Raw genomic sequence first — 17,300 nt, 5'->3', positions numbered from 1 at the left:
TATAGTCCACGGATATGAGTGAGCTAGAGGTGCGGGAACTGAGGTACTTCATCGCGGTCGTCGAGGAACTGAACTTCAGCCGGGCCGCGCAACGTCTGGGGATGGCGCAGCCCCCGCTGTCGAAGGCGATCGCTCAGATGGAGTCCCGGCTCGGGGTACGCCTGTTGGAGCGCACCACCCGGCAGGTGAGGCTGACCAACGCCGGTCAGGTGCTGCTCGACCAGGCCCGGATCGCGGTCGACGCGGTGCACGCGGCGGCCCGGCGAGCACGCCGGGCCGGTCAGCCGACACCCCAGCTCGTCGTGGCGGTCAAACCGGGAGGCGATGCCGGGCTGCTGCGGGAGATCCTCGCCGCCTACCGGGGAGCGGGTTCGCATCTGCCGCCGCCTGAAGTCGTCGTCGGCGGCAGCGGAGAGCCGATCGCCATGCTGCGGGACGGCCGTGCCGACGTAGCGCTCCTGCGCAGCCCGTTCGACGGTCAAGGGCTGGATTCCCAGACACTCGTGGTCGAGCCGCGACTGGCCGTCCTGCCCGCCGCGCACCGTCTGGCCGGGCGCCGGCGACTGCGGCTGGCCGACCTCGAGGGCGAACCGATCCCGCGCTGGAAGGGGGCCGCCCCCTCCAACACCGCCTACTACACCGGATATGACGGCGCAGAAGCAGGCGATGGCCGCGCAGGCTTGGCACCGGCTGACACCCCTGAAGGGCCGCTCGTGGCCAGCGTCGAGCAACTCCTGGAGGTGGTCGCGCTGGGCCAGGCCGTGGCGTTCCTCTCACGCTCCACCACCAAGCGGCACCAGCGCCCGGACATCGCATACCGGCCGGTCGCCGGCCTCAGCCCCAGCGCGGTCATGGTCGCCTGGCCGGAGACCTCGCGATCCGCAGCCGTCGCCGCCTTCGTCCAAGCCGCCCACGACGTCGCCACCCACCACCCCGACTACATGACCACACTGGCCTGACCGGCGTACTCAACCCCTGGTCGCGCCGACCACGCGTTTCATTCCTCGCCCCGATCCCCGACAGCAACCGGCGCGAAGAACGGCCAGCCCCACCCCTCACCGCCATGCGCATGCCGCGGGAACACCGCCTACTCCACGTTCGGCGGCTCGGCGGGTACTACGAGCCCCCTACGTTCCTCTGAGAGCCGAGAACTCGTTCGGCCCCTGCACGAGTCGGCATGAGCCGGTGTCCTGATCGACAAGGATGGGCCAGTTTCCGCCCACTCGGATCGGACGTCCTTCCTCGTCTTTCGCGGTGGGGTGCCAAGTGAAGCCGAACATGCCCCTGACGACCGGAGTCGCCCACAGGCCGAGCTCAAAAGCCACGACGGGGCGGTGGGCGCTGCCTCTGCGGTTGGCCAGCCGGATCACCGCCGAACAGACCGCCACCGGCGCCGATCCCACACCACCGCGGCAGACGTCCTGGACCAGCTGCGTGCCCACGGCCCCGCCGCCGTGGACCCTCTGTCCGTGACGTTGGACCTGGACGATCCCAAGCGCCGCGCTCAAGCCGTCCTCGCCACCGTGCAGGCGGCCACGACATTCCTGCCGACGGGCGGCGCCGAACGCTTCGCGGAGCTGGCGGTGTTCGTCGAGGACGAAGCCATGCCCCTCTCTTTGATCATGCAACTGTGGCACGTTGCGGGTGGCCTGACAGAGCCGCAGTCACGTGCCCTGTGCTCGGACCTGGAACGCTTGTCCCTGATCTCGCTCATCGCAGAAGGCGGGGGCTACGTCACCCTCTCCCTTCCGTCCCGGGGTGGCCCCCGGCCGGCTCACGCGCCGGCCCGAGTCGGGCGCGGGCCCGGTCGCCGGCAGGGCCGGCGGGCGGGCCCGCGCCGTCGCTCTCAGCGGCCCGGGGCCACGGAGGTCAGAGCATGTTCTTGTAGATGTTCCACCCGGTGCCGAACTTCACCCGGGGGGCGAAGGTCGCGGTGCCGGTCTTGCCCGTCGAGGTGTACGTGTACACGTCGCCTCCCGGAAGCCGGGCCATCAGGTCGCCCTTGCTGTCGCCGTTGATGTCACCCGGGACGAACAGCGTGTCGTACTGGTTGAAGCCGCTGCCGACCTGCTCCCGGGCGGCGAACGGCGCGCTGGCCGTGCCGGTGCCCTTGTAGAGGAAGAGACCGCCGGCGGTGTCGCGGGCGAGCAGGTCGGGCCGCCCGTCCCCGGAGTAGTCGCCCGCGCCGACGAGGGTGTTGTAGGCGTTCCAGCCGGTGCCGACCTTGATGCGCGTGCCGAACTTCGTGTACGGCAGGCCGTCACCGGGGTGCAGCCACAGGACGCCAGCGGAGTCACGGCTGACCAGGTCGCCCTTCCCGTCGCCGGTGAGGTCGCCGGGGCCGGCCATCATGGTGTAGTTCCACGACGTGCTGACCTTCACGCCGCGGACGTAGAGGTCGGTGCCGATGTTCTGCACGTAGCTGGCGTGGTTGTGGCTGTTGAGGCCCGTGGCGTACGTGTTGCGGGAGCCGGGCGTCTCCTTGCCGACCTCGTACGGCGGGGAGTAGTAGGTGCTGTTGGCCAGGGCGTGGTACTTGACCAAGACGTTGTCGGCCTGGGTCATCACGTTCTGGCCCTTGCCGAAGAGCGATGTGGTGCCCGCGCCGACGATGAACTTGTTGAGTTCGTAGCCGCTGCCGAAGTAGGCGGGTGCGGCGAACTTGCCGCCGCCGATCGACTTGAACCAGTACTCCACGCCGTCGTGGTTGCGGGCGAGCAGGTCGCTGCGGCCGTCGCCGTCGCCGTCGTCCGAGCCGGTGATCACGTTGTACGTGTTCCAGCCGGTGCCGACCTTGACGGCGGGCTTGAGCGGGGCGGTGGCGCTGCCGGCTCCCTTGTGGAACCACAGCTCGCCGGCCAGGGTACGGGTGAGGACGTCGCCGATGCCGTCGCCGTCGACGTCGTTGGCGCCCACGACCTGGTCGTAGATCCCCCAGCCGGAGCCGACCTTGACCCGGGAGTTGAAGGGCTTGCTGACCGTCCCGGTTCCGGTGTACAGCCACAGGTCACCGGCGGGGTCCCGGGCCAGCAGATCGGGGCGGCGGTCGCCGGTCAGATCGCCGGTGGCGATGATGCGGTTGTAGATCTGCCAGCCGCGGCCCGACCACAGAGGCGCCGAGGTGCTCTTCACACCCGCCTCGTAGAGCGTGAGCACGCCGTCGAAGGTGAGTGAGAGGAGTTCGGGCTGGGTGGTGCCGCCGACGTCGCCCACCGGCAGCAGGTCCTTGAACGAGGCCTCGGGATCCGGATCGGTCTTGATGATCGTGTAGTCGCTCCAGGCCTTGATCGACGACAAGTAGACCGCCGTGACCTGGTCGTACTCCATGACGATCATGTCGCTGACGCCGTCGCCGTCGACGTCGTGCCGCGGCTTGGCGGCAGCGGCCGCCTGGGCCGGGACCCGGGCCGGCATGACGACGGTCGGGAGCCCTTGGCCTCCGGTCGTTCCGGTCACGGCCGACGGTCCCGGCGCCGGCACGGCCGGGCTCGGCACGGCATTACTCGGCGCGGCATTACTCGGCGCGGCGACGCTCGGTGCGGCGATACTTGGTGCGGCGATACTCGGTGCGGCGGCCAGGGCGCCGGCGGCCAGGGCGAGAACGCTCCCGGCGGCCAGGACGCGCAGCCGTCTGCGCTGCTGTGACGTGCGGTGCGATGTAGTCAAGATCCCCCCTGAGGATCGAGCCGTGGGGCTCTGCCCTGACACACGTCATATGTGTGTCAAGGATCACGCGTCCGTACGTGAACGGCCCCCCGCTTCCGTCCGTACACGCCAAGCCCCGTCACCGACGTTCACGCCGGCACGATCACTCTGGTTCCCGTTCCCGGCACATCAGTTGGGCTTCCAGCACCGGGCCTGTGAGGACGACGTGCCGACGCGACCCCTTCCCAGGGGCGGGCGGTCAGGTGCGCGTGGACGGTCTTGCCGCCCTCGGAGACCGGGCGGACCTCCACCGCGTCGGCGTCGGTCGGCCAGCGCGTTGCGGCGGCGCGGGCCCCGGGCCCGGCCCGGCGGCCTGGCCGTACATCGCAGCCTCCGCCGCACTGCAGGTCGCGCATCAACTCCTGCTCCTGCGCGCCTACCAACTCGGCGACTTGGGCCGATGTACCCCACCCCCGAGGCACCTCGCCCGTCGTGGTCGCCCCGGTGTCCACCACGCTCCTCGGCCACTCCCTACCCGCCGGGCAGTCCGTCGGCGTCGCGGTGAACTCCTGCGGCCTGGCCGCGGTCGCCCTCGCGGACGGAATCTCCGGCCGGACCCAACTGCCCGCGCTGGCCGCCGCGCTCGGCACCGGCGTGCTGATCGCCTCGTACACCCTCGTCGACGGCAGCGCCGTCTGCGTCTGCGTCTGCGGCTACATCGCCTGGCTCTACTTCCGTCACCGTCAGGTGCGTGCGGTTGCCGCAGGCCTGGAAAGGCGCTCGTCCCATACGAGAACCCGCATCTGAAGGCCGCCGAGGAGGACGCCCCATGTTGCCCTGTCGGCTCAGTCCTGCCAGTAGAACAGCAGGGTGTCGACGTCGAGGGGCTCACGCTTTCCGAAGTAGTACACGCACAGGCCGGCGACGCGGATGCTGCCGGTCGGCCCGTCGATCCAGCGGAAACCAGCCTCCTCCAAGGCCCGCCGGGCGGGATGGCGATCGTCGTGGCCCGTGACGAAGCGCCCGAGGACGCTGACGTGGATGTCCTCGTCGCCGCACGAGATCACGTGGTAAGTGCCGTCGCCCTGCTGGTGGTGGTCCCCGGCGGAGACCGGCGGGTCCGGGGCCAGACCGGCCGCGGTCAACGCGGCGGTTACCCGCGCGAGCTGGACGGCCAGGTCCGGGCGGCCGGGCGGGTCGGTACACAGGGCTTCGAGGCGCCATCGGGGGTCGCTCTGCCGCTCGCACCAGGGGACGTACTCGTGGACGATCGCCCCGCGTAGTTCCTCGTCCAAACCTTCGACCTGAGCCCGCGGGCTGCCGAGCCGCTCGTCGATCCGGCGGGTCTCTGCGGTGTCCTCGGTGAGCTGATGGAGGGCACAGGCAGCCCGCACGGCAGCCTCGGGGGCGGGTGCCTCGTCCAGGAAGGCACGCAGCCGGTCCGGGTCCGCGACGAGCGACTGGGCGAGGTGCGCGATACCCCGGTCGGGGTCGGCCAGGTACGGCGTCACGTCCCGCCCCGCACGGTGCCACGTCCGGAGCGCGAAGCGGCGGGCCTCGGGCCGGTCCTCGCCGAGCTCGGCGAGGACCGCGTCAGCCCCGTGGTGTTCCACCAGACCGTCGAGGCCGGCCTCCCCGATCTCCCGCCACCGCTGCCAGGGCGAGCCCGCAAGCGTGGCCAGGCCGGGGGCGGCGGTTCGGTCGCCGAGCAGGCCACGGGCCTTCAGGGCCGCCTCGGCAACACCGTACGAACCGTCCCCCCGCCCCTCCTCGTCGCGCAGCCAGGTCCACAGCTCCGTCCGACCGGCGAGGAGGTCAAGGAGTGCGATGCGCACCTCGGCCGTCTCGTCCTCGTCCCGGATCCGGTCGAGGAGGCCGGGGACCCGGGACTCCGGGACCCGCCCGGCAAGCGCGTCCACGCAGATCCGGCGGCGCCACCAGGCGTTGCCGGTGTCCAGGACGTAGCCGGCGACGGATTCGGGGTCGTGGGTGTGCAGGGCGGCAGTGTCGGGCTGCCCCCACTCCGGTATCAACGCATCGATCTTCCGCATCGAGCGATGCTACGTCCCGAGGACACCGAAACGCCCCTGGATTCCCGACCGGGTCCACACAGTTGCCACAACACACACGGTCTTCGCCGTGACACCTCCGGGAGTCACATTTCCGAGAAGACCGGGCCGATCCCTGATCTATTTGTGCCCGTCGCGCGGCTGCTGTCCGCTTGAGCCCGGACAGGCCCAACAAGTCGCCCAAGCATCAGGCAAGTTCCTCACGCGCATTGCTCGCCGCATCGCCCTCGGCCATGCCCGTTCCCCCGGTACGTCCCGTCCGGCGCCCGGACCGGAGCCCGACCGGCAAACTTCGCCGGCCCGCTGACCAGGACGGCAGCATGGCGCAGCAGATCCGGACGAGCCGGGCCAGCGGCGAATCTGCCACGACTGGAGCGTCGGTTCTCCTCACTTCCATGGATCGGGCCGCCCGGGCACATCACCAGCTTTCTGGCCGTGATCGGCACTGTGGTCTCGCCATCGGTGCTGCCGCACGGGGCCACGGGCACGGAGCGCGCCCGACGGTCGGGAACCACGCGCGAGTCACGATCGGCACATGCTCCAGAACCCCGGCCGAGCCCTGAACCCGGCCGTGGCCGGCCCGTACAGGAAGAGCTCGAGGAGTCCGCCGGTTCCGAGCGCCATGAGCCACGCCGGAGCGCTCCCCCACCACCACATGCTCGCACCTGTTGACCACGGTCTCCTGGCCGAGCCTGGCCGACTGCCCTCGCAGCCCGCCCGGTTCGTTGGGGGACCTTCGCTAGCGTCGGCCGCCGAACTCCCAGTCGTGCACCTCGACTCCGGCGTACTGGTCCGCGGTGAGGACGGCGCGGGCCCTCTCCGGGTCCGGCGCCTCAAGCAGCGCCGCGGTGCCCAGCCACGCGGTGCCGTCGTCGGACAGCAGCGGCCCGTACGCGATCAGCGCCTCCCGGTCAGCGGGCACCTCAAGGTCGACCGGTTCCCCCGCGCCAAGCCCGAGCACCAGATACCGGTTGCCGCCGCTGCGGCCGCCGGGGAAGTCCCACATCGTGCGCCCCAAGGCATTGCGCCACCGGCGCAGCAGCACGTCCCGATAGGCGCCGGCCTGGTACCCCGGCTCGTCGAAGGCGAAAGCCCGCGCCGCGGCCGGATCGGGCAGATCGACGATGTGCACGCTGCCGGAGGGGGTCTCGCCGTCGCCGGCGAAGGTCGGCCCCCGGGCGATCATCTCCTTGGCGTACTGGTCCATGTACGACCAGTGCTCTTCCAGCAGCTCTTCACGCAGGGGCAGGGAACCGGGCCGGTCGCGGTGGTAGACGAGGAATTCCATGCGCCGAGGATGCGTTCTCGACAGCGATCATGTCCAGCAGCAGGTGACCGGCCGCGCCAGCGCAGCCAACAGGCACCCCACTCATTGACCGCCAGCGGCCACGCTGGTACGGGGTGACCCGTCCATCGGTGGGGTAGGTCAACGGCGACTCCTCGCCGTCGTCGCCCTCGTCGCCGTCGTCGCAATACGGACACCAGGGTCCCAGAATCGGTCACCGCACGCCGACCGGCGCCCGGGTGGGTACGGGACACGGTCGTAGCGGGCACGGCTGCCCTCAGCAGAAGACCGTGGTCGGGCAGATAAAGCGGTGGTCGTCTGATCGGTTTCCCTGCCACGATCTGAGTGTGACCACGTTGTACCTGATGGTCGGCCTGCCAGGGGCCGGAAAGACCACGAGGGCTCGGCAGCTCGCTGCGGAGCACGGCGCGCTGCGCCTGACGCCCGACGACTGGATGATTCCCCTGTTCGGCGAGGCGGAGGCGGACGGGAAGCGCGACGTGCTGGAAGGGCGCATGCTCTGGCTCGCCTTGGAAGCGGTCAAGCTCGGCACCAACGTCGTCGTGGACTACGGCTGCTGGTCACGGGACGAACGGTCGGCGATCCGTTGGCTGGTGGAGGCCGAGGACGCGTGCTTCCGCATGGTCTACCTGCCGGTAGACCATGAGACCCAACGCGTCCGTATCGCCCATCGCTGGGCGGCCACCCCCGAGGAAACGTTGCCTATGTCCGAGGCCGACATCCTGCACGGGCGGGCGCACTTCGAGGAGCCCGATGCGGCGGAGCTGGAAGGCCTCCGGGCCGCCGGCCCGCCGCCCGGCTGGGCGAGCTGGCGGGAGTGGGCCGCCGACCGGTGGCCGTCGTTCGCGTGACTGCTGCGGCCCCGACAACGCGGCCGTAGTGCCCGGGGCCGCCGGCCCGGAATGATCCGCCGGACAGCCCCTATGGCTTCCGCCCGGGTGATCCTGATGGCACCTCAACTCCTCGTTCTTCCCTGGGTGATCAACTGCTCACCGAACGGGGGCTGCGTACTGCTGGTGATACTCGTAGTGCTGGTGATGCTCGCTGCGATACTGCGAACCGCTTGTCCTACTGGTGGTGCGTACCGCTCGTAGCCTCACCACCAGCTCCGCGGTGCCTCTCCAGCCCTGGCGGCCGGGCGACGGTCAACGCCCGGGCGCGCTCCGGCGGGTCAGGGGCGCTCCGGCACCTCCGCGGCCAGCGCCGCGTCCAGCATCCGCCGGACCGTCCCGGTCAGTTCCGGGACGGTCGGCACGGGGCGCGTGGCGGCGAGGGCCCCGGCCAGGTGGTCATAGAGGACGCCCTCGGTCCAGGCGACCAGGAGCTCGGCGGAGCGCTCGGGGCGGGCGGCGCCCAGGGCGGCGAGGATCCCGGCCGCGCGGGCGCGGGCGCCGAGGCCCGCCCGGTGCAGTTCTGTACGCAGCTCCGGGTTGCGGGCGGCCTCCAGCGAGAGTTCGAAGCGGGCCAGCTGGCGTTCGCGGCCCGTCGTCATCCAGCGGTGGAGCACGCTCGCGAGCGCGGCGGCCGCCTCATCCCTGCCCGCCCGCTGCCCGTCGCCGCCGCCTTCCCCATCCTCCTCCGGTGCTCCCCCTCCCGCCTGCGGGAGGGGGAGCACCGGCGCGTCCTGGTCCACGTCGGCCAGATCGCTCTCGGCCAGGCGCCGGTAGCAGGCCTCGATCAGCGCCGTCCGGGTGCGGAAGTAGTACGAGGTGCTGCCCGCCGGCAGGCCGGCGGCGTTGTCGACCGCCCGGTGGGTCAGGCCGCGCAAGCCTGCGGCGGCCACGGTGGCGATGGCGGTGTCGGCGATCAGCGTCCTGCGGTCAGGGGTCGACATGCGCCCACTCTACAGCTGTAGAGTGGGCGCATGAGGTCCTCTACAGATGTAGAGGTGCAGTGTGCGGGACCGAGGAGAGGAACGCCCATGTCCGGACGTCGAGTGGTCGTGGTCGGAGCCGGGATCGGCGGGCTCACGGCGGCCGTGGCCCTGCACCGCCTCGGCTGGGAGGTCACCGTCCACGAGCAGGCGGCCCGGGCGGCCACCGGCACCGGCGCCGGGATCGTGCTCGCACCCAACGCCCTGCGCGCCTTCGAGGCCATCGGCTTCGACGTCGAACGGGCCACCGGCAGCGCCGTGCCCGCCGCCATGGGCGTGCGCCGGCCCGACGGCGTCTGGCTCAACCGGGCCGACACCGCTGCACTGGTCCGGCGCTACGGGCGTCCCCCGCTCGCCGTGCACCGGGCCGCCCTCACCGGCGGCCTGGCGGCGGAACTGCCCGACGGGGCGCTGCGGTACGCCACCACCGTGGAGGGGGTCAAGGGCGCCGAGGAGGAGACCGCCCGGGTGCGGACCGGGGTCGGGGAGGTACAGGCCGACGTCGTGATAGCCGCCGACGGCATCAACAGCCGCCTGCGCCGCCAGTACTTCCCAGGCCACCCCGGCCTGCATCACAGCGGCGAGAGGGCCTGGCGGACGGTCGTCACCGCCGAGGGCCTGCCCGGCCTCACGACCTCCGAGACCTGGGGGCGCGGCGAGCGCTTCGGCATCGTGCCGCTGGCCGACGGGCGCGTGTACGTCTACGCCACCGCCTTCGCGCCGCCGGGCAGCCGGGCGGCCGACGTACGGGCCGAGCTGGCGCGGCGGTTCGGCGGGTGGCACGCACCGGTACCGGCCCTGCTGGAACGCATGGACCCCGCCGCCCTGCTCCAGCACGACCTCTACGACCTCGCCGCCCCGCTGCCCCGCCTGCACCACGGCCGCATCGCCTGGATCGGCGACGCCGCGCACGCCATGACGCCCAACCTGGGCCAGGGCGGCTGCCAGGCTGTCGAGGACGCCGTGGTCTTGGCCCACCTGCTGCACCGGGCCGGTCCCGGCGCGGTACCCGCGGCCCTCGCCGCGTACAGCGCCGCCCGGCGGGAGCGGACCGATGCAATCCGGGTGAGGTCCCGCCGGGCGGGCCGGGTGGCCGGCCTGCGCAACCCGCTCGCCGTCGGCGCCCGGAACCTCGCCGTCCGCGCCGCTCCCGGCCGCCTCGCCCTCCGGGCACTGGACGACCTCTACGACGGGTTCGCGCTCCCCGCGTAGCCTGCCGCCCCCTCCTCCAGCAGGGGGCCGCTCCAGGCACCGTCCCCGGACAGCGGCGCGGGCACTGGCTCGCCCGGACCGGTTCGCAACTCGACCGGAATCCGGACCTCCAGACAGGTCGCCCGGGAGCCGTTCCCCCCATGGGGAGGGTGGCGCAGCGGGGCGAGGGCTGCGCTGCCGCCCTCTGCGATGAACTCCCGCAGCAACGACGGCACGAAGTGCATCACGGTGACCCGGTGCTGGTCGAGGAGATCTGCGAGTCCACGCAGTTCGGCCTCGGCGCCGTCCGGAGCGACGAGCAGGGTCGCGCCCAAGCAGAGGGGCGCGGGTACCGCTCGGCGATGATCCCCGCGACCGCCGTCCGGAAGGGCATCGAAGAGTCCTTGCGCGCCCAAGTGGCAGACGCCGTGGTCGAGTGGATCAAGATCCTTGAAACGCCCCGGTTTCTCACGGGTGGGCGTCAACATGCGGAGGACGAACGGGCTGTGTTGCTCACCCGCGCAGCACTCGACGCGCCGTTTGCGTTGTCCGTGCGCACCACGCAGCCCGGGCGTTCCATCCTCCTGGGAGTGTTCTCCTGGGCAGCGGTGAACCTCGCACCGCCCAAAGTCCGCAAGGATCGGCACTGGTTTGACCTGGGCGTCGGGCTGGACTGGGCCGGAGAACGACTTCACGGACGGATCTACGAGATGGACGGTGAGGACAGTCGCGGTGGCGGCCCGCGCTCCGGTGCCGGACGGTGTCAGCCTTCGTCACCGTCCAGTTGGTGGGCACTCAACTGGATCATGCTGCTGCCCTCGGGGACCCTCGGCATATCCCCGCCGCCGGGCAAGCTGGAGGCCAGCAGGCTCCAGCCGGACTTCCGGTAGGTGAGGACGTTGCCTTCCACCTGTGCGGGCTTCCAGCCCGCACGCTCCAGTTCGGCCCCCATCTTGGGAAGAGCCTGCTCGGCCTCCGCGGTTTTCACGACGGCGATCCAGTCGACCCTGCCCGGGCTCTTCACGCCGTTGCGCTCGGAGGTGGTCATCCCCTTCGCAGGGTCCAGGCCCGCCTTGCTGAGAGCCCTGCGGAGATCCCCGTCCACGGCGTCCCGGCCGAGGACCGAGCCGCCCTTCCCCGCGTCTGCTTTCCCGGAACCCGCGGATCCCGAGGGCGAGCCCGGTCCCGCTCGCTTCGGGCCGGCCTCCCCACCTCCGGCGCTGCATCCCGCCAGCGCCAAGACCGCCGCAACGGCCAGCGCCGTAGCCGCTGCAGCCGAAGGCCTCGTGCGTACATGCATGTGGAACCCCCACCCCAATTGATCAGGGTGCGATTCTCGCAGGCATGCACCAACACGCTGGCTGAATATCGAGGGGCCACTGTCATGGGAAGAACCACCAGCCCCGGCGGCCGGCTGCGCGCAGACCCGGATCGCCCCGGGAGGCGAGGTCACCCGCCTGACCCGCCCCGGCAACCATGAACACGACGCCGCGCCCCTGCTGCGCGGCTTCTACAACGCCAACCACATCATCGACGGCCCCGAAGACGGCTTCATCGTGGAGATCAACTGACGCAGACGTTCAACAGCGGGGCCCGGCACAGGGGTGCGCCGGGCCCCGCTCTTCATCCGGCCTTCGGCCAGAAATCGATCACGTAACGCTCCACGCCGTACGCCGTTCCCTCATCCCGCGTCACACGCTCTACCTGCGCCCTGCCCGTGCAGCGGACCCTCACCCGCCACATCCCGCCGCGGCCAAGCCGGATCAGCTCCTCGGAGCGGCCGCTGCCCCACACAGCCACATCGCCCGTGACCGACTCGTAGTCGATCTCACCCTGCTCTTCCCACTCGCCATCCTCGCCTTCGGGCGGGCTGTCCCAGACACGGGCTGTCACCGCGGCGGTGTGGGTGTGCGCAGCGCTGAAAACATCAAACCGGCGGACACACTCGTGCAGGAACACCCCCCAGTCGAAGTCATCCGGGAACGGCACCGGCACCACGCTGTCGTCCGACTCCTGAAAACCGAACGCCCGGAATTCCACCCACGCATCCAGCTCCTGCTGCCCCAGCATCACGGCCACGCCTCCCCCTTCCTCCCAGATCCGGAAAACCTCCACCAAGACCGTAGAACACGGCACCTCCTCGATGACCAGCCACCGGCAGGGAACGCGGACTGCGTGCCCTCCACACCCGCAGCCAACTCCTGTGCGAGGTTCCGCATGCGGCTTTGTGTCAGCGAGAACCCGGCAACGGCCCGCCCCCGCGCGCTCCCAGTCAGACACCCGCACACGCCCAGTGGCGCAAGGGAGGCCACCCCGGGCGCAGCCAGGCACCAGATCGTCATCCCCACTGGCACATCCCCCAAAGCCGTCAGCGCCTCCGGTTCGTCCACTGCCACCCACCCGGAATGCTGATCCATACCGACCGAATCCGCCGCGATGAGCAGCAGCGGGTCATGGCTAGGAGCGTGTCTCAGTAACGGGCAACTGTCCGGGGGACCGTGCTGGCGAGAGCGCCAGGTTGCCCGGTCAGGGGCGCGCGGGGGCGGCGCGGGGGTCTTCCAGGCCGGGATTGTCGTGTCGAGGCCCGCCGGGGCCGGGGCGAGGGCTCGGTCAGCCGACCGCTGCGGCGAGTCCGGCGGTTCCGGCGTGTCGGAAGGCCTTGCGGAAGTTGTGGCAGGCGGCGAGCAGGCGCCATTCGCCTCGTGCGCCGTCCTCGCCGCGCAGGAGGAGCTGGCGGCCGTTCTGGCAGGTCATGATCTGTCCGAAGACGGGGTCGACGATGGCCTTGCGGCCGGGTTTGGTCCGCAGCTTGCGGGCCATGCGCTCCTTCAAGGTGGCGTCCGTGGGGATGCGGCCTCGGGGTGCGGGCGGGACCTGCTCGTCGTGGCCGAGACGGCCGGTGGCCACGAACGTGTCGGTGCCGCAGGACAGATGGCGGTCCCTGGCGGCTTCGAGGTTCGTGTTCGAGCAGTAGCCGGCGTCCACGAGGGCCTGCTTGGGGTGGGTGCCGGTGTTGCGGGCGGACTGGTCGAGCATGTCGGTGTAGTTCAGGGCGTCCGAGGCGTTGGTCGTCACGTCGGCGGCGGTGATGGCCTGATGCTGCTCGTCGACGACGGCCTGGGCGTTGTAGGACTGGATGTAGGCGCCGTCGCCGTTCTTCATGATCCGCGAGTCGGGATCGGTGAAGTTGGCCTGGGCCTTCGGCTTCGGTCGCGCCTTCGCGGCGGCGGCCTCGCCGGCGTCGGTGACGGCCTGTTCGTCGCTGGTGCCGGTGCGGTCCTGGCGGCGGCGTTCCTTGTCCTGGGCGTGCTTGCGGGCCTTGGCGGCGGCCTCGGCCTCGATCTGCGCGCGGGCGGCCTGCAGGCGCGCGAGGCGCAGGGACTGGAGGAACAGGTCGGCGAGGGCGTCGAGGTGGCGTCGGCGGAACCGGGCGATGGAGCGGAAGTCGGGGGCCTGGTCGGCGGCGAGGAACCGGAATGCGACGTCGTCGACGCATTTGCGTTCGATCGCCCGCGAGGAACGCACCCCGGTGGTGTAGCCGTAGATCAGCAGCCGGAGCATCAGGCGCGGGTCGTAGGGCGGGTAGCCGCGCTTCTCGGTGTAGTCGGCCGGGACCGGTCCCAGGTCGAGCACATCGTCGACCAGGTCGGCGACGAACCGGGCCAGGTGTCCCTCGGGCAGCCAGTCGTCCAGCGACGGTGGCGGCAGCAGGACCTGATGCGGGTCGAACGCCCGGAAGGTCTTGTCCACCGCCGCCGGACGGCGCTGCGGCCGCTTCGCCTCGACCGGCTCGGCCTCGAACAGCCCATCCTCACCACGCATACCGGGATCATCCCGTACGAAAGATCACGAGACACAGGTAGGTTGCCGGTCACAGAGACACGCTCCTAGCGGCGCAGGAAGGTCCCGCCGTCGATGACCCAGAGGCTGGCCGGAACCGCGCCGCACTTGACGACTTCGGAGTGCATCTGGGGGTTGGTCCGGTTCCAGCCGACCCGGCGCTGGTGCTGCTCGTCGGTCGGGTAGAAGGTGAGGCCAGCCTCGGGGTGCTGGCCCTCCTCGAAGAGGTACGGCTCGCCCCCGAGCGGGGTGACCACGGTCTGCGAGATGGGCCCGGTCACGGTGATGGCGCCGTTCCCGTCGACGGTCAGGCAGTCGACGTCGAACTCGGCCCGGATGGTGCCGGTCTTCTCGAACACGTGCTGCACCACGACGTGCCCCCGGGTGTGGCCGTCGACCGTACGGGCGCTGACCCGCGCGGTGAGCCGCTCGCCTGGGTTGGGGCCCGGGCCGTGCTCGTTGAGCAGGGTCCAGCTGTGCAGCGCGAGGTGCTGGGCCGGTAGGGGGGTGGCCGGTGTGGGCGCGGCCGCGGCGGTGCCGGCCGTCCCGGCCGCGAGGGCCACGGCCGCAGTGGTGAGCGCGATGGCGGTGGTGAGCTTTCGCATGGTCAATCCTCAGTGGAGAGAGAGGAGTCGGGCTGTTTTCCGACTGCCTCCAACCTCCCAGCTCACCCCCGGTCGCGGCCTCCGCCGCGGGGAGGGACCAGCTCCCCCCGGCGGGGGAACCGCTCCTCCTCCGCCCGACTTACCGAGTGGCATGTCACCGCGCGGCGTGGCGTATCGCGTCCAGGGCGAGGGCGGCCGCGGCCAGGGCGGCGGCGAGGCCCGCGACCGCTGCCGCTGGCGGGGCCGGGGCCGGGGCCGCGGCACGCTCCCCGGTGGTGCCGAGGAAGTCCAGCCCGGAGATGTGGTTGACCATCCCATACCAGAGCATCGGGTCCCCGGCCACGTCACGAGCCCTGCCGACCGGACACCCGGCGGGCAGGCCCCGCCAGCCCCACATGCCCCGACGAGCCCGCCGCGACCGATTCGCCGATCACGGGAGCGGAGCCGCTTGCTCGTTACTGCCCCACTCTCCTAGGTCTTCGGTCAGCGGGATCATGCATTTCAGTTGCCGATGCCGCTTGTTCTGGCCGATCCTGTCCACTTCGCAAGCGAGGAGGATCACGTGGGCCTGACCCTGTTCCCAGGAGACGGTGACAACAGCAGCCCGGACGTTTCATGGTCCTGCGTCCGCTTCAACAGCTTCCGGGAACGGCTCGCACAAGCCGAGGGGTTCGTCCTCCCTGAGATGTGGGGCTTCGGGGGCGACCGGCTGTGGAGCGACGTCTCCACCACTCTGGAGCCGCTCCTCGATCACCCGGATGTCGGTGGTGACGAGCTCTCGACTGCCGACTGCGCTGCGATGCTGCCCCGCCTGAAGTCGATCATCGGCCAGTGGCAGGAGGAGCCCGACGAACCGATCCTCCAGCAGCACATCCAGGACGCCCAACAGCTGACCGTCGTCCTACGCTTCTGCGTAGACGAGGGCGTCGAACTCATCTTCGGCTGACGTTGAGGAGTGCCCAGACAGCCGAACCCACCGATACGACGGCCGCAGTTACGGGACAGCCCTTAGCGACACGAAACTTGCCGCCAGCACCGTCGGCCAGGAAACACAACAGTGAGGCATCTGAGGGCATGAACCCTTTGGACTCCCTGATTCGGGAGTACGTAGCTCCCGCGGCCAAGTCGGCTGGGTTCAGGAAAAAGGGCCGAGGTTTCTGGACGGTCGGCGGCCGCCGCCTGGATTACGCCTTGCTCACCTTCCAGGTCTACGCCGTGGATCCTGAAGCCACTGTCTTTGACGTGGAGTTCCACGCCGCCCCTGAGCCCTATTGGGATTGGGTCTACCGGGGGCACCAGCCCGTTGGGAAGGTGCCAGACTCCTCCGGTGCGTTGGTGACAGGGCGCGTCGTCCCGCCGCCCTCGGTCGCGCACCGCCCCGATGAGGGGATGCCGTTTCGAACACGCTGGGCCATGCGCCCGGAGGGAGAGGATGCATGCGGGCGCGCACTGGCCGAGACGCTGAGCGCAAAGGTGTTGCCTCGAATCCAGCTCATGACCGATAGGGCCCACTTGCTGGACGTCGTGCGCTCAGGAGATATGTCCCTCATGAAACGCATGACACCTTTGCTTCGCGAAATCGTACTTCGGATCGATGACATCACGGCGATCGACCTCGACGCCCTTGTGGCAGAGGCCGAGGCTTCACGAGTCCCAGTCGGATTTATCGATTGGGTGCATGAAAGGCGCCGGGCTGCCGAGAATGGCTGGCATAAGCCTCGAGAGTGATCTTTGGGTCACGACCACCAGCGGCGCAGCCGTTCGGTACAGGGTGGGCCCAGCAACACCGCGCAAGCAGAGCCCTTGCCCTTCCGGGCGAAAAGCACCATGTGATCGTCGAGGCACGGCATTTCGCTGGCCGCCACGCTGACCGGCGGCAACCACAACGACGGGACCCAGGTGTGCCCACTGATCCGAGCCGTCCCGCCGATAAGAGGCAAACGCGGCCAACCGCTGTGCCGCCCGAGGCGCCTCTACGCTGACCGCGGCTACGACCACGAGAGCTACCGCGACCAGGTCCGACGGTTCGAGATTGCCCCGCACATCGCCCGACGCGGCACCGAACACGGCTCCGGACTCGGCGTACACCGCTGGTCGTGGACGGCGCCATCGCGCTATTGCACTGGTTCCGCCGTCTACGCATCCGCTGGCGACGACTGAGGACTTCGCTCTGATTCCAGTCCAAAGTAGGGTGACATCCGATGTGCGAACTCACGCCAAATGCAAGGAGGCGGAATGCTCGCTAACTCGTCGGCGCTGGCGGCCGGAAGACATCATTCGGTGGGACGGCGCTGGGATGGAACCGTTCTCGCCGTGGGCAATACCGCAGCCGCTGAGTGTCGCGTCGAGCGATGGGACGACGTCGTCGCTGTGGCGGCCGGCAACGTCCATACCGCGGCGAACACCGGCAGGTCTCATACGGTGGGACTCCGATCGGACGGCACGTTGCTGGCAACGGGGTGGAATGGCGATGGCCAATGTGATGTCGCAGGATGGCGAGGCGTCACGGCCGTGGCCGCAGGCTGGCGCCTCACACTTGGGCTGCTCGCGAATGGCCGCGTGCTAGCAGCTGGTCGGAGTTCAGAAGGACAGTGTGACGTGCAGTCCTGGCGCGAGATGGTCGTCCTCTCGTGTGGTGACTGGCACTCGGTTGGCGTCCGGTCGGACGGTTCTGCACTGGCCGCGGGGAACAACCGACGACGGCAGTGTGCCGTTGACGGGTGGCGTGACCTAGTACTGCAACGGTGCTTGTCGTGATGGTTGGGCAGTTT

17 protein-coding genes and 1 pseudogene are annotated in these 17,300 nt (G+C 70.4%); 8 read left to right on the top strand and 10 right to left on the bottom strand.

Annotated features, from left to right (window positions below):
* The first annotated feature begins 14 nt into the window (after positions 1 to 14).
* A complete protein-coding gene (locus tag AB5J51_RS37850; RefSeq protein WP_369779834.1) occupies positions 15 to 959 on the top strand; it encodes a LysR family transcriptional regulator in 945 nt (314 codons plus the stop codon).
* Positions 960 to 1,869: 910 nt separating this feature from the next.
* Here AB5J51_RS37850 and AB5J51_RS37845 read toward each other — a convergent pair.
* Positions 1,870 to 3,666, bottom strand: a complete 1,797-nt coding sequence (locus AB5J51_RS37845; protein WP_369779833.1) for an FG-GAP repeat domain-containing protein — start codon at positions 3,664 to 3,666, stop codon at positions 1,870 to 1,872.
* A 483-nt stretch (positions 3,667 to 4,149) separates the two neighbouring features.
* On the opposite strand from AB5J51_RS37845, the gene AB5J51_RS37840 reads away from it, so the two are divergent.
* Positions 4,150 to 4,452, top strand: coding sequence for a hypothetical protein (locus AB5J51_RS37840; protein WP_369779832.1), 303 nt, complete (start codon positions 4,150 to 4,152; stop codon positions 4,450 to 4,452).
* Between the two features lie 38 nt (positions 4,453 to 4,490).
* Here AB5J51_RS37840 and AB5J51_RS37835 read toward each other — a convergent pair whose 3' ends face one another.
* Together AB5J51_RS37835 and AB5J51_RS37830 are read right to left on the bottom strand one after the other, a co-directional pair.
* Positions 4,491 to 5,696, bottom strand: coding sequence for a hypothetical protein (locus AB5J51_RS37835; RefSeq protein WP_369779831.1), 1,206 nt, complete (start codon positions 5,694 to 5,696; stop codon positions 4,491 to 4,493).
* Positions 5,697 to 6,453: 757 nt separating this feature from the next.
* A complete protein-coding gene (locus AB5J51_RS37830; RefSeq protein WP_136224087.1) occupies positions 6,454 to 7,002 on the bottom strand; it encodes a YciI family protein in 549 nt (182 codons plus the stop codon).
* A gap of 344 nt (positions 7,003 to 7,346) precedes the next feature.
* Here AB5J51_RS37830 and AB5J51_RS37825 point away from each other — a divergent pair, with 344 nt between their 5' ends.
* Positions 7,347 to 7,871 (top strand): AAA family ATPase, encoded by a 525-nt coding sequence (locus AB5J51_RS37825; RefSeq protein ID WP_369779830.1) that lies wholly within the window; start codon positions 7,347 to 7,349, stop codon positions 7,869 to 7,871.
* Between the two features lie 320 nt (positions 7,872 to 8,191).
* Here AB5J51_RS37825 and AB5J51_RS37820 read toward each other — a convergent pair whose 3' ends face one another.
* Positions 8,192 to 8,854: a TetR/AcrR family transcriptional regulator gene (locus AB5J51_RS37820; RefSeq protein WP_136224085.1), complete on the bottom strand. Its 663-nt coding sequence runs from the start codon at positions 8,852 to 8,854 to the stop codon at positions 8,192 to 8,194.
* A gap of 87 nt (positions 8,855 to 8,941) precedes the next feature.
* On the opposite strand from AB5J51_RS37820, the gene AB5J51_RS37815 reads away from it, so the two are divergent.
* Positions 8,942 to 10,105 carry an FAD-dependent monooxygenase gene (locus AB5J51_RS37815; protein ID WP_369779829.1) on the top strand — a complete coding sequence of 388 codons (1,164 nt, stop codon included), beginning with the start codon at positions 8,942 to 8,944 and terminating at the stop codon, positions 10,103 to 10,105.
* Here AB5J51_RS37815 and AB5J51_RS37810 read toward each other — a convergent pair.
* The 6 genes from AB5J51_RS37810 to AB5J51_RS37785 all read right to left on the bottom strand — a co-directional run bounded on the left by AB5J51_RS37810 (position 10,078) and on the right by AB5J51_RS37785 (position 14,857).
* Complete coding sequence (locus tag AB5J51_RS37810) at positions 10,078 to 10,419, bottom strand: hypothetical protein (protein WP_369779828.1); 342 nt, start codon at positions 10,417 to 10,419, stop codon at positions 10,078 to 10,080. The genes AB5J51_RS37815 and AB5J51_RS37810 overlap by 28 nt on opposite strands.
* Positions 10,420 to 10,847: 428 nt before the next feature.
* Positions 10,848 to 11,132, bottom strand: a complete 285-nt coding sequence (locus AB5J51_RS37805) for a hypothetical protein (protein ID WP_369779827.1) — start codon at positions 11,130 to 11,132, stop codon at positions 10,848 to 10,850.
* Positions 11,133 to 11,707: 575 nt separating this feature from the next.
* The gene (locus AB5J51_RS37800; RefSeq protein WP_369779826.1) at positions 11,708 to 12,163 is read right to left on the bottom strand and encodes a hypothetical protein; all 456 of its coding nucleotides are present in this window, start codon (positions 12,161 to 12,163) and stop codon (positions 11,708 to 11,710) included.
* 531 nt (positions 12,164 to 12,694) lie between these two features.
* The gene (locus AB5J51_RS37795) at positions 12,695 to 13,888 is read right to left on the bottom strand and encodes a transposase (RefSeq protein ID WP_369780379.1); all 1,194 of its coding nucleotides are present in this window, start codon (positions 13,886 to 13,888) and stop codon (positions 12,695 to 12,697) included.
* Positions 13,889 to 13,971: 83 nt separating this feature from the next.
* Positions 13,972 to 14,529, bottom strand: coding sequence for a hypothetical protein (locus tag AB5J51_RS37790; RefSeq protein ID WP_136224082.1), 558 nt, complete (start codon positions 14,527 to 14,529; stop codon positions 13,972 to 13,974).
* 154 nt (positions 14,530 to 14,683) lie between these two features.
* Positions 14,684 to 14,857, bottom strand: a complete 174-nt coding sequence (locus AB5J51_RS37785; RefSeq protein WP_369779825.1) for a hypothetical protein — start codon at positions 14,855 to 14,857, stop codon at positions 14,684 to 14,686.
* A gap of 234 nt (positions 14,858 to 15,091) precedes the next feature.
* On the opposite strand from AB5J51_RS37785, the gene AB5J51_RS37780 reads away from it, so the two are divergent.
* From AB5J51_RS37780 to AB5J51_RS37765, 4 genes and pseudogenes are all read left to right on the top strand, one after another.
* Complete coding sequence (locus AB5J51_RS37780) at positions 15,092 to 15,475, top strand: hypothetical protein (RefSeq protein ID WP_136224080.1); 384 nt, start codon at positions 15,092 to 15,094, stop codon at positions 15,473 to 15,475.
* 128 nt (positions 15,476 to 15,603) lie between these two features.
* The gene (locus tag AB5J51_RS37775; RefSeq protein WP_369779824.1) at positions 15,604 to 16,257 is read left to right on the top strand and encodes a hypothetical protein; all 654 of its coding nucleotides are present in this window, start codon (positions 15,604 to 15,606) and stop codon (positions 16,255 to 16,257) included.
* A 77-nt stretch (positions 16,258 to 16,334) separates the two neighbouring features.
* A pseudogene (locus tag AB5J51_RS37770) lies at positions 16,335 to 16,685 on the top strand (transposase); the annotation flags it as partial.
* A 64-nt stretch (positions 16,686 to 16,749) separates the two neighbouring features.
* On the top strand, positions 16,750 to 17,286 hold the full coding sequence (locus AB5J51_RS37765; protein ID WP_369779823.1) for a hypothetical protein: 537 nt from the start codon (positions 16,750 to 16,752) through the stop codon (positions 17,284 to 17,286).
* Positions 17,287 to 17,300 lie beyond the last annotated feature (14 nt).

Source organism: Streptomyces sp. R33, from assembly GCF_041200175.1.
In the GTDB taxonomy this organism is placed as follows: domain Bacteria; phylum Actinomycetota; class Actinomycetes; order Streptomycetales; family Streptomycetaceae; genus Streptomyces; species Streptomyces katrae_B.
The sequence above is the reverse complement of the archived record's forward strand: the minus strand, read 5'-3'. Positions and strand labels throughout refer to the sequence as shown.